The sequence below is a fragment of the Blastococcus sp. SYSU DS0552 genome (assembly GCF_054050815.1).
This window is the reverse complement of record NZ_JBJHAB010000026.1, coordinates 18,622-30,516: the sequence shown is the minus strand read 5'-3', so window position 1 is coordinate 30,516 and position 11,895 is coordinate 18,622. Positions and strand designations below refer to the sequence as shown.

Here is an 11,895-nt window from a genome sequence, read left to right as displayed (position 1 = left end):
TCGCAGCGGATCGCCGTCACGGGAGCACGGAGAGCGCCGGGTCCCCCTGACCGCACACGCGGCAGGCGCCGCGGCAACGGTAGGCGTACGCGGTCACCGCCGCGGCGAGAGCCAGCCCCCACGGCAGGGTGGGGAAGATCAACAGCAGTGCCGCCTGCATGCCGTCCCCCGCGGTGAGGCCCTCGATGCCGGCGACGACCAGGCCGGGGCTCGCGGCCAGCAGCACGGCGGCGACCAGGCCACCGGCGAGGACCGGCACGCGGACCGGCACCGGCCGTCCGCGCAAACCGGGGACCCAGCCGGGCCACACCTCGCCCCAGGGGCGGATGAGCCCGACGGTCAGCACGGCACCGCCGAGGGCGGCGAAGCCGAGCAGGAGGCCGAACAGCCGGGTCGCCGTCTCCAGCTCACCGCCCTGGGGAAGACCCAGCGGCCACGGCGTCAGCCAGGTCATGCGGAGAAGGGCGTAGGGCAGCGGTCCGGCGACGGCGATCCACGTCGCGATCCGCCCCCACCGCAGCGCCTTCGTGGGCTCGGTCCAGCGGGCGGCGGGGCGGCCGCACACCGTGCAGCGTCCGGCCACCGCGCGACGGAGGAGGACGGCCACCGCCCCCCACAGGAGGGCTCCGCCCAGGACGAGGGTGAGGTGCGCCGGCACGAGGGCGTTCGCTGCCAAGCCGTCCGCGAGCTCGGAGCCAAGCGTCACGAGGGTGTCCCACCCCAGCGCGCCGAAGACCACGCCGGCGACGAGCAGGGCGACCACGCCCAGCAGCCAGGGCCGGGCCCGGCGGTCGCGGACCGAACCGACCACGAGGACGACGACGAAGGCCGCAGGGGCGATGATGGCGCACAGGTAACCGACCAGCGACAGCACGCCGAGGTCGGCCGACACCGCGCCCAGCAGCGCCGCCTCGAGGGCCATCAGCAGGGGCAGCGCGGGAGTCCCCGGCCGTCCGCGCGCCACCACGGCCAACACCAGGCCGGCGGCGGCCAGCCCGATGACCGTCCAGGTGGTCACGGCTGGCGGGAGGAGGGCGACCAACCCGAACCGGTCGTCGTCGTCGAACGCGGGGAGGCTGCCGGGGTCGAGCAGCCAGCGCAGGCCGAACACCAGGTGCAGGGCGCTCCAGGCGGCCGCGGCCAGCAGGACGCGGTCGAGCAACGCGATCGATCGGGAAGGTGTGGCTTCGGGAGCCGGCGGGTGGTCATGGGCGATGGTCACGGCGACCTCCGGGATGCGGCCCGGGCCGTTCCCAGGCACATCCCCAGGCTCGTGAGCCGGCGGTGCCCGCTGCTCCCCCGCGCGGGGGATCTGCCTCCGCTGGGCGGGTGGTTCAGCCGTCGAGCAGGCGGGCCTCCGGGGCGGGGATCGCCGCCTGCGTGCGGTCGCTCAGGGGGGTCAGGCGGGGTGCCCGCGCCCGTGCAGCGCGGGCACCCCGATGGCGTGCTATCTCCGGCCGAGGCGGTAGCCGACGAGGACGCCGATCAGGGTCAGCACGGCGCCGCCGACGGCGCCGAGCGCCAGGGTCTGCACGTCGCCCGGCGTTCCCGCGGGAACGCCGGCCTTGCCCGCGAAGACCGTCGGCGCGGCCTCGCCCACCGGGGCGGCGTGCTTGCCGGCGACGTCCGCCTCCGTCACCGCGGTCGGGCCCACCGCAGCGGCCGGCGGAGCAGCGGCGACCGGCACCGCGACACCCGTCAGCTCGTCGTCGATCGCCTTGAAGAACTGGCCGGCCATCCGCTTGGCCACACCGGTGATCATCCGCTGGCCCACCCCGGCCACCGGCCCGCCGATCACGGCGTCGGCCGAGTAGGTCAGGTTGGTCTTCCCGTCACCGGCGTCGTCCAGGTTGATCGTGACCGTCGCCCGCGCGTTCCCCGGCGCACCCGCGCCCGACGCGTGCATCACGTAGGACGACGGCCGCTGCTGGTCCGACAGCCGCACCTCGCCCGCGTACGTGCCCTTGATCGCGCCGACGCCGACGGAGACGTTCATCTTGTACTCGTCGTCCCCGACCTGCTGCAGCGACTCGCAGCCCGGGATGGTGCGCGCCAGCACGGCCGGGTCGGTGATCACCGCCCACACCTTCTCCGGGTCGCCCGAAAGAACCGCAGAGCCGTCGAGGTTCACGCCATCACTCCAGTCCCCGCGCGGCGCTCGGCCGCGGCGGTCTTCTCCGAATCGGGGGAACGCACCAGGTCGTACAGCTCGGTGGGCGAGATCGGCATCGAGGCGATCCGCCGGCCCACCGCGTCCTCGATCGCCGAGGCCAGCGCCGCCGTCCCCGGGATCACGCCGGCCTCGCCGGCGCCCTTGATGCCCAGCGGGTTCAGCGGCGACGGCGTCTGCTGGTGGTCGATCACCACGTCGGGGATCTCCGAGGAGTACGGCATCAGGAAGTCCATGAACGAGGCGTTTTGCAGCTGGCCGTCGCCGTCGTAGGCCATCCGCTCGTACAGCGCCCCGCCCACACCCTGGGCGACGCCGCCGTGCACCTGGCCCTCGACGATCATCGGGTTCACCACGTTGCCGCAGTCGTGCACCACCGCGTACTTCACGACGTCGATCTCCCACGTCGCCGGGTCGATCTCCACGATCGCCGCGTGCGCCCCCGACGCGAACGTCGAGCGGATCGGCGAGTAGTAGTCGCGGTGCTCCAGCCCCGGCGCGTCACCCGCGGCGATGGGCGGCTTCGAGTCGTCCCCGGCCTTGGCGAACTGCGTCGCCTGCCTCGCGGCCTCGTCGAAGGCGTACCGCAGCGGGTTGGACAGGACGGCGACGGTGCGCAACGGGATCGACGTCCCCGGCACGCCCTTGACCTGCACCAGGCCCTCGTCGATCTCCAGGTCCTCCGGCGAGGCCTCCAGCACGTCGGCGGCGATCCGCAGCGCCTTCTCCCGCACCCCGCGGGCGGCCAGCGCGATCGCGTTGCCGCTCATCACCGCGGCCCGCGAGGCGAACGTGCCGACGGCGTACCCGAAGCGGCGGGTGTCGCCGGTGGTCACCTCGACGTCCTCGATCGGCACCCCGAGCTCGGAGGCCACGATCTGCGCGAACGCCGTCTCGTGGCCCTGCCCCTGCGAGGTCAGGCCGGTCGAGACGAGCACCTTGCCGCTGCCGAGCACCTGCACGTGCCCGCCCTCGTACGGGCCGGGCCCGGTGCCCTCCACGTACATGGCCATGCCGACGCCGAGCAGCTTCCCGCGCGCCTCGGCGTCGCGGCGCAGCTCCTCGGCGGCGTCCCAGCCGACGAGCGTCTTCAGCTTGTCCATCAGCCCCGGGTAGTTCCCCGAGTCGTAGATGACCGGCCGGCCGTCCTGGAACGTCAGGTGGTGGTCGTAGGGGAACTGGTCGGGCTGGATCAGGTTCCGCTCGCGGACGACGGCGCGGTCCAGCCCGAGCTCATCGGCGATGCGGTCCATGGTCCGCTCCATCGCGTAGCAGCCCTGGGGCCGCCCGGCGCCGCGGTACGGCGTCACGATGACGGTGTTGGTGAACACCGACTCGACGATCACCCGGTACACCGGGATCGCGTACGGCCCGACCAGCTGGGTCGCCGTCACGATCGGCACGATGATCCCGTAGGGCGTGTAGGCGCCGTTGTCGTGCCAGATGTGCACGTCGAGGGCGGTGATGCGGCCCTCGTCGTCGTAGCCGACGGTGATCTCCTGGCGCTGCTGCCGCTCGTGCGCGGAGCCGATGAAGTGCTCGCGGCGGTCCTCGGTCCACTTCACCTCCTGGCCGAGCGCGATCGCGGCCATCGGCACCAGGAGCTCCTCGGGCCACGGGTGCACGATCTTCACGCCGAAGCCGCCGCCGACGTCGGGCGCGATCACCTCGACCTTGTCCAGCGAGAGGTCCAGCTTCGCCGCGATCGCCGCGCGCACCGACGTCGACGCCTGGGTGCTCGTGTAGACCCGCAGCGAGGAGTCGTCGGCGTCCCACTTCGCGTGCACGCCCTTGCCCTCCATCGGCATGCAGGCGCTGCGCTCGATGTACTGGGTGAAGCTCATCGTGCGGGGCGAGGCGGCCAGCACCGGCTCGACGTCACCGGTCTCCTGGTGGTGCCGGGCCGCGACGTTGTCGGGGATCTCCTCGTGGACGGCGTGCTGCGCGGCGCGGGCGGCGTCCACACCCACGACGACCGGCTGCTCCTCGTAGGTGACGACGATCTTCTCGGCGGCGTCCTCGGCGATGTACCGGTCAGTGGCGATGACCATGACCACCGGCTCGCCGACGTGGTTGACCTCGCCGTTGGCGAGCGGGAAGCCGGTGCGCGGCGCGGTCAGCTGCGGGTGCGGGATGAGCACCGGCAGCGGCTCGGCCATCGGGCCGGTGAGGTCCTCGTACGTGTAGATCGCGACCAGGCCCTCGACGTCGAGCGCCTCGTCCACGTCGATGGAGACGATGCGGGCGTGCGCGTGCGGCGAGCGCACGAACGCCGCCGCCAGGGCCCGGGACCCGATGTCGTCCAGGTAGCGGCCCTTGCCGGTGATCAGCCGCTGGTCCTCGCGCCGGCGGACCGGCTCGCCGAAGAGCTTCGTCGTCACCGCTCGCCCCTCTCAGGCATAGGAAGCTTTACCTGCGTTTCCAGCCCCAGGACGTAGGGATAGCTTCCTATGCCCGGGGTGGCCGGTGGCATCAGGCGTCCTTCATCGCGGCGGCCGCGGAGTGCACGGCCTTCTTGATGTTGGCGTAGCCGGTGCACCGGCAGAGGTTGCCGCCGACCATCTCGTCGACCTCCTCCTCGGTGAGCTCGGCCGAGTTGTCGCGGCCCTCGAGCCCGGCCGCGATCGTCATCAGGAAGCCCGGCGTGCAGAACCCGCACTGCAGCGCGTGGCACTCGCGGAACGCCTCCTGCACCGGGTGCAGCACCTGCCCGCCCTGGTGGTCCTCGCGCGCCAGCCCCTCGACGGTGCGCACCTCCGACCCGTCCACCTGGACGGCGAGCATCAGGCACGAGCGCACCGGGGCGCCGTCCACGATCACCGTGCACGCCCCGCAGACGCCGTGCTCGCAGCCGACGTGCGTGCCGGTCAGCCCGAGGTCGTGGCGCAGCGCGTCCGACAGCAGCCGGCGCACCGGCACCGTGGCTTCACGTGGAACACCGTTCACGGTGACGGTGATCGTCCGTTCGGTGTCGACGGAGGCGGTCATGCGGCGGTCCTCCCAGCAGCTTCGGCGGCAGCCTCGGCCAGCGTTCGCTCGGTCAGCACCCCCACCAGCAGTCGCCGGTAGTCGGCGCTGGCGTGGATGTCGGTGTCCGGGTCGACCAGGGTGCGCGCGAGCGCCCCGGCGGCGGCCCAGTCGGCCTGGTCCACCGGCGAGCCGGCGACGGCCTCGGTCAGGTCGTGCACCTCGGGGGTGAGCCCCACCGAGACGTAGGCGGCGCGGGCCGACTCCACCCGGCGGTCGGCGTCCAGCGTGACGACGACGCCCGCGCCGCAGACCGCGTAGTCGCCCTTGCGGCGGGCCACCTCGGCGAACGCGGTGCCCGCGCGTGCCGGGAGGGCCGGGAAGGTGGCGGAGGTGACGACGGCGCCGCCGGGGATCGACGTCTCCAGCGGACCGACGAAGAAGTCGCGCCAGCCGACGGACTCGGTGCCCGACGTCGTCGCCACCGTGACCGAGCCGTCGGTCAGCGCCAGCACCGACGTCATCTCGCCGGAGGGGTCGGCGTGGGCGATCGAGCCCACCGTGGTGCCCCGGTTGCGGACCGCCGGGTGGGCGACGTTCGCGGTGGCCCGGCCGAGCAGGGGCTGGGTGGCGGCCGCGCCTTCGTGCCGGAGCAGCGCGTCGTGCCGCACGAGGGCGCCCACGGTCACGCCCTCGCCGGTCACCTCCACCGTGTCCAGGCCGGGGATCCGGTTGATGTCGACCAGCGTGGCCGGCGCCGCCAGCCGCATCGACAGCAGGGGCAGCAGCGACTGGCCACCGGCCAGCACCTTGGCGCCGTCCTCGGACAGGAGCGTGAGAGCTTCGTCGAGCGTGCTCGGATCCGCGTAGCGGAAGGGGGCGGGCTTCACCGGCTGCGGTCACCTCCGTGCGTGCTGGAAGACGCCACTCTGTCACCGGCACGAAGCGGGCGAAAGTACCTCAGCGCTAAAACTTCGTTGCGAATTCGCTGCGGGTTCCGGCCCCGTCCCGTTTCCGCTGGGCAGGCGTCGGTAGCGCCGGCCGCCGACGGCGAGCGGGTCGTCGTCGGTCCGGTCCCGTAGCGACCCGGCGCCGCGGGAGCCCGTGCCGGAACGCGCGCCGCCCCCGGTCCCGGACGACGGGTGCTGTCGTCCGGGACCGGGGGCGGCGGGGGAGTGGGTCTAGCGGTCGCGCGTGTCCCTGCCGGGGGTGTGCCCGCCGAGGACGCCGGGGCGGCCGACCTCGTCCACCGACGACGGGTCGGTGCCACCCCGCTCGTCGGCGTAGCCGCCGGCCGGGCCCTCCGCTTCGGCGCCGTGGCCGAACGTGCTGCCGGCGGCGGGGTGCGCCCCCTCGCGCAGCAGTGCGGCCTTCATGTCCGCCGGAGCCAGGGCGCGGGCGATGTGCCAGGCGACGACGGCGACGATCGAGCCGAGCGCGATGCCGTTGAGCACAAACTCGTCGGTGAAGGTGAGGGTCACGTTGCCGATGCCGATGATGATCCCGGCGGCCAGTGGCACGAGGTTGATCGGGTTGGCGAAGTCGACCCGGTTCTCCTTCCAGATCTTGGCGCCGAGCAGGCCGATCATCCCGTAGAGGACGACGGTGATCCCGCCGAGCACCCCGCCTGGGACGATGTTGATCAGGGCGCCGAACTTGGGGATCAGCCCGAGCAGGATAGCCACCAGCGCGGCCACGTAGTAGGCCGCCGTCGAGTAGACGCGGGTGGCGGCCATGACGCCGATGTTCTCGGCGTAGGTGGTGGTGGGGGAGCCGCCGACCGAGGTGGCGACGACGGTCGCGATGCCGTCGGCCGCGACGGCCCGGCCCATGTACGGGTCGAGGTCGCGCTTGGTCATCTCGGCGACCGCCTTCACGTGCCCGGCGTTCTCCGCCACCAGCGCGATCACCGCGGGGATGACCAGCAGGCTGAAGTTCAGCGAGAACGACGGGCCGGTGAAGTCGGGGAGGCCGAACCAGTCGGCGTCGGCGACCGAGTCGAAGTTGATCCGGTCACGGGTGGTCTCGGCGCCGGTGCCGTCGGGCGAGGTGATCTGGCCGGCGGTGGCGTCGAGCAGCACCGACAGCAGGTAGCCGAAGATCAGGCCGAGCAGGATCGAGATGCGGGCCAGGAACCCGCGCAGCGCCAGCGAGGCGACGATGACGAAGGTCATCGTCGCCAGCGCGACCCACTGGTCCTGCGGCCAGTACGTGCCGGCGGCGACCGGGGCCAGGTTGAAGCCGATGAGCATGACCACCGCGCCGGTGACGGCCGGTGGCAGCACCTTGTTGATCAGGCCCAGGCCCGCGAAGTGGATCAGCAGACCGACCAGGGCGAGCACGACGCCGGCCACGAGCAGCGCGCCGACGACGTCGCTGGAGTCGCCGCCGTTGGCCCGGATCGCGGCCACGCCACCGACGAAGGCGGCGCTGGTGCCCAGGTAGCTCGGTACCCGGTTCTTCACGATCAGCAGGAAGATGATCGTGGCGACGCCGCTCATCATGATGGCGAGGTTGGGGTCCAGCCCCATGATGATCGGGAAGACGAAGGTCGCCCCGAACATCGCGACGACGTGCTGCGCGCCGATCCCGACGGTGCGCGGCCAGGAGAGGCGTTCGTCGGGGGCGACGGCCTCTCCCAGTGGGGGCGTCTTACCGTCCCCGTAGAGCTTCCACCCGAACGACATGAGTGCCTCCTCGACGTGCCTGTCCGACTCGGTCCGGCGACGGTCGACGGCTGTCGGCCCGATCGCGAGGCGCCACTGTGTCACTGGGCACACGCCCGGCGGAAGTACCTCAGTGCTAAATCGTTGTTGCATCGAGATGCCGATACTTCACCGCTGAGAGATCTCTCGGTACGGTCCCGGCATGAGCTCCTCAGCCCCTCCCGGTGGAGACGCCGCGGTCTCGGTGCAGCTGCGATCCGGCGTGTACGCCGACTCGGTGAAGCTGATGCAGGTGAGTCGCCGGATCAGCGGCCGCGAGGGCGTCGGCGCCGTCCTCGTCGCCATGGCCACCCCGTTGAACCTCGAGCTCGCGGCCGGCATGGGCCTGGCGCCCGAGGGCGAGACGAGCCCCGAGCAGCTGCTGATCGCCGTCCGCGCGGACGACGAGGAGACGCTGGCCGCCGCGCTCGCCGACGTCGACGCCGCCCTCGCCGAGCGGGAGCGCGCCACCGGCACCGCCGCCGCCATCCCGCACCGCACCGTCGGCGCGGGCCTCGACGAGCTCTCGCCCGAGGCGCCGGCCCTGGCGATCGTCAGCGTGCCGGGCACGTACGCGGTCGCCGAGGCCGCCGACGCCATCGCCGCCGGGCGCAGCGTGCTGGTCTTCTCCGACGGCGTCCCGGTCGAGCACGAGGTCGCGCTCAAGCGCGCCGCCCACGACGCCGGGGTGCTGGTCATGGGCCCCGACTGCGGCACGGCGATCGTCTCCGGCGTCGCCCTCGGCTTCGCCAACGTCGTCCGCCCCGGGCCGGTGGGCCTGGTCGCGGCGAGCGGCACCGGCGCGCAGCAGGTCTCCTGCCTGCTCGACATGGCCGGCGTCGGCGTCTCCCACGTGCTGGGCGTGGGTGGGCGCGACCTCAAGTCGGAGGTCGGCGGCCTGGCCACCCTCGACGCGCTGGCCGCCCTCGACGCCGACCCCGCCACCGAGCGGGTGCTGCTGGTCTCCAAGCCGCCGGCCCCGGAGGTCGCCGCGGCCGTCGAGGAGGCCGCGGCGCGGCTCTCGGTGCCGGTGCGGTCGGCCGCCCTCTCGCCGGAGACCCCCGACCTGACCGCCGCCGTCGAGGCGCTGCTCTCCGACATGGGGCTCGACGTGCCGGTGTGGCCCACCCGGCCCGGGCCCGCCGAGGCCGCCGTCCCCGGCGCGGTGCTCAAGGGCCTCTACTCCGGCGGCACGCTGGCCGACGAGGCGATGCTCGTCGCCGGCCCGGCGCTCGGCGGCATCCGGTCGAACACCCCGCTGCAGCCGGAGCTCGACCTCGGTACGGACCTGTCCGCCTCCGGCCACGTCGTCATCGACTTCGGCGACGACGCCCTGACCGTGGGCCGCGCGCACCCGATGATCGACCCGACGCTGCGGCTCGAGGCGATCGCCGGGGTGGCCGCCAGCGACGAGCCCGCCGTCCTGCTGCTCGACGTCGTCCTCGGGCACGGCGCCGACCCCGACCCCGCGGGGGCGCTGGTCCCCGCGCTGGATGCGGCGCGGGCGCAGAAGCACCTGCCGGTCGTCGTGGCGCTGATCGGCACGGAGGGCGATCCGCAGGGCTGGTCCCGGCAGGCCGACGCCCTCGCCGCGGCCGGCGCCGCCGTCTTCTCGTCCAATGCTGCCGCCACGCGGTACGCCCTCGACCTGCTGGGAGCTTCGGCATGACGCTCGGCAACCTGCTCTCCGGACCGCCGGCGATCGTCGCCGCCGGCGTCGACGTCTTCTCCGACGCGCTGCGCGCCCAGGGCGCCGACGTGCACGACGTCGACTGGCGCCCGCCGGCCTTCGGCGACCCGGCCGACCTCGCCGCCCTCGCCCTCGACGCCCGCCGGGCCGCGGCGAACCGCACGGCCGTGGAGCGCGTGATGGCCGCCGGCTCCGTGCTGGTCGACGTCCGCCCCGCCCGCGAGGTCATCGGCCTGACCGACCGCACGCTCCTGCACTCCGGTCCGCCGCTGGCGTGGGAGAACGCCTCGGGGCCGATGCGCGGTGCGCTGATCGGCGCCTGCCTGTTCGAGGGCTGGGCGGCCGACGTCGAGGAGGCGGAGATCCTCCTCTCCACCGGCGCGGTCACCCTGGACCCCTGCCACCACCACCGCACCGTCGGCCCGATGGCCGGCGTGACCAGCCCGTCCATGTGGATGTGGTGCCTGGAGGACCCGGTCACCGGTGGCAAGGCCTACTGCAACCTCAACGAGGGCCTGGGCAAGGTGCTGCGCATGGGGGCCTTCAACGAGGAGGTGCAGACCCGGCTGCGGTGGATGCGCGACGTCCTCGGCCCGGTGCTGTCGAAGGCGGTGCGCGGCTCGATCGACGCCGGCAACGACCCGCTCGACGTGAAGGCCGTGCTCGCCCAGATGCTGCAGATGGGCGACGAGGGGCACAACCGCAACCGCGCCGGCTCGCTCATGGCGCTGCGCGAGCTGTCGCCGTCGATCGTCGCCAGCGGTGCCTCGTCGTCGGACATCGCCGACGTGCTGCGGTTCATCGGCGGCAACGAGCACTTCTTCCTCAACCTCGGCATGCCGACGGCGAAGCTCGCCCTCGACGCCGCCCGCGGCATCCCCGGCTCGACGATGCTGACCGTGATGTCGCGCAACGGCACGGAGTTCGGCATCCAGACCGCCGGCACCGGCGACCGCTGGTTCACCGGGCCGGCGAACACCCCGGTCGGCCTGTTCCTCGGCGACTACGGGCCCGACGACGCCAACCCCGACATCGGCGACTCCGCGATCATGGAGACCTACGGCATCGGTGGGTTCGCGATGGCGGCGGCGCCGGCGATCGTCCGGTTCGTCGGTGGCACCGTGCCCGACGCGCTGGCGACGACCGAGCGCATGTACCAGCTGACCCTGGCCGAGAACCCGGCGATGGCGATCCCGATCATGGGCTTCCGCGGCTCGCCCACGGGCATCGACGTCCTCAAGGTGGCGCGCACCGGCTGGCTGCCGCAGATCAACACCGGCATGGCCGGGCGGATCGCCGGGACCGGCCAGGTGGGCGCGGGGTTGGTGCAGCCGCCGCAGGAGTGCTTCGAGCAGGCGCTGGCGGCGCTGGCCGAGGAGGCCCGCACCGCCTGACCCCTCCGAATGCGACGAACTCGTGGTCATCAGCCGCGGATGACCACGAGTTCGTCGCACTCGGTCGCTTCGGGGGCTACGGGCGGCCGGTGCCGGTCTGCGGCTTCTCCTCCGGAGCGGCGTCGCCCCCCGCAGCGGGCCGCTCGACGGGGGCCGGAGCGGGGACAGGCGCCGGGGCCGGGGCCGGGGCGGGCTTCGGCGCGGGGGCGGGGGCCGGGGTGGGCTTCGGCGCGGGGGCCGGGGCCGGGGCCGACGGACGCTCGGCGGCCTGGCTCGGGGTCGTACCGGTCCCCGCGGGCTGGTGCGCGGTGCGGGCGTCCTCGCTGACCTGGGCGCCGTCCACCCCGCCGTCCTTCGCGTCCTCGCTGACCGAGGTGCCGAAGTCCGGGACGGTGGGGATGTCGGCGGGGCCGGTGCCCGGCTCGGGCTGCTCCTCGGACGTCGACTCCTCCGTCGGGACCTCCTCGGAGACCGGCTCCGTCGAGGTCTCGGCGTCGGCCGAGTCGGGCACGTCGAACGGGGTGATGGCCTCGATGGTGGCGGCGACACGGTCCTGCACCGGGCCCGGCAGGACACCGACCGCACCGGCCGAGGTCACGCCGGCGACGGCGACACCGAGCCCGGCGGCGGCCTGGGCGACGGCTCCGGCGGCGCCGAACTTGGCGATGGCGGCGGCGAGGATAGTGAACATGCGCGGTCTCCTTCTGAGACGCCCGCGGGCGGCGGTGGCCGCCTTCCGGGCAGTGGGGACCGATTCCGCCGCGGGAGCGGTGGAGTCGGTGAGAAGACCGGTGGCCAGCAGCTCGGCGAGCCCCGCGGAGGGCCGGCCCGGCCGGGAGGACATCTCCCGGACCGAGTCGGCGAACCCCACGAGCGGTGCCGCCTGGACCGGGACGGGGCGTCCGGCCAAGTAGGCCTCGAAGGCCTCGTCGAGCTGGCTGGTGGTCATCTCATCCCCCACATCGCCGG

The 11,895-nt window shown here is 73.7% G+C and carries 9 protein-coding genes; 2 read left to right on the top strand and 7 right to left on the bottom strand.

The window, feature by feature from the left end:
* Positions 1 to 16 precede the first annotated feature (16 nt).
* The 6 genes from ACI8AG_RS19100 to ACI8AG_RS19075 form a co-directional block, all read right to left on the bottom strand.
* Positions 17 to 1,222, bottom strand: a complete 1,206-nt coding sequence (locus ACI8AG_RS19100; RefSeq protein ID WP_456598275.1) for a hypothetical protein — start codon at positions 1,220 to 1,222, stop codon at positions 17 to 19.
* A gap of 225 nt (positions 1,223 to 1,447) precedes the next feature.
* On the bottom strand, positions 1,448 to 2,131 hold the full coding sequence (locus tag ACI8AG_RS19095; RefSeq protein WP_456598274.1) for an SRPBCC family protein: 684 nt from the start codon (positions 2,129 to 2,131) through the stop codon (positions 1,448 to 1,450).
* The gene (gene cutA, locus ACI8AG_RS19090) at positions 2,128 to 4,551 is read right to left on the bottom strand and encodes an aerobic carbon-monoxide dehydrogenase large subunit (RefSeq protein WP_456598273.1); all 2,424 of its coding nucleotides are present in this window, start codon (positions 4,549 to 4,551) and stop codon (positions 2,128 to 2,130) included. The genes ACI8AG_RS19095 and cutA overlap by 4 nt, the downstream gene beginning before the upstream one ends.
* 91 nt (positions 4,552 to 4,642) lie before the next feature.
* On the bottom strand, positions 4,643 to 5,158 hold the full coding sequence (locus ACI8AG_RS19085) for a (2Fe-2S)-binding protein (RefSeq protein WP_456591093.1): 516 nt from the start codon (positions 5,156 to 5,158) through the stop codon (positions 4,643 to 4,645).
* Entirely contained in the window at positions 5,155 to 6,027 is an 873-nt protein-coding gene (locus ACI8AG_RS19080) for an FAD binding domain-containing protein (RefSeq protein WP_456598272.1), read from the bottom strand. Before ACI8AG_RS19080 ends, ACI8AG_RS19085 begins: the two co-directional genes overlap by 4 nt.
* Positions 6,028 to 6,318: 291 nt before the next feature.
* Positions 6,319 to 7,824 carry a uracil-xanthine permease family protein gene (locus ACI8AG_RS19075; protein WP_456598271.1) on the bottom strand — a complete coding sequence of 502 codons (1,506 nt, stop codon included), beginning with the start codon at positions 7,822 to 7,824 and terminating at the stop codon, positions 6,319 to 6,321.
* Between the two features lie 181 nt (positions 7,825 to 8,005).
* On the opposite strand from ACI8AG_RS19075, the gene ACI8AG_RS19070 reads away from it, so the two are divergent.
* Entirely contained in the window at positions 8,006 to 9,511 is a 1,506-nt protein-coding gene (locus ACI8AG_RS19070) for an FdrA family protein (RefSeq protein ID WP_456598270.1), read from the top strand.
* Complete coding sequence (locus tag ACI8AG_RS19065; protein WP_456598269.1) at positions 9,508 to 10,926, top strand: DUF1116 domain-containing protein; 1,419 nt, start codon at positions 9,508 to 9,510, stop codon at positions 10,924 to 10,926. Before ACI8AG_RS19070 ends, ACI8AG_RS19065 begins: the two co-directional genes overlap by 4 nt.
* A 76-nt stretch (positions 10,927 to 11,002) precedes the next feature.
* Here the strand turns inward: ACI8AG_RS19065 and ACI8AG_RS19060 are convergent, their stop codons facing one another.
* The gene (locus ACI8AG_RS19060) at positions 11,003 to 11,875 is read right to left on the bottom strand and encodes a hypothetical protein (protein ID WP_456598268.1); all 873 of its coding nucleotides are present in this window, start codon (positions 11,873 to 11,875) and stop codon (positions 11,003 to 11,005) included.
* Positions 11,876 to 11,895: the final 20 nt, after the last annotated feature.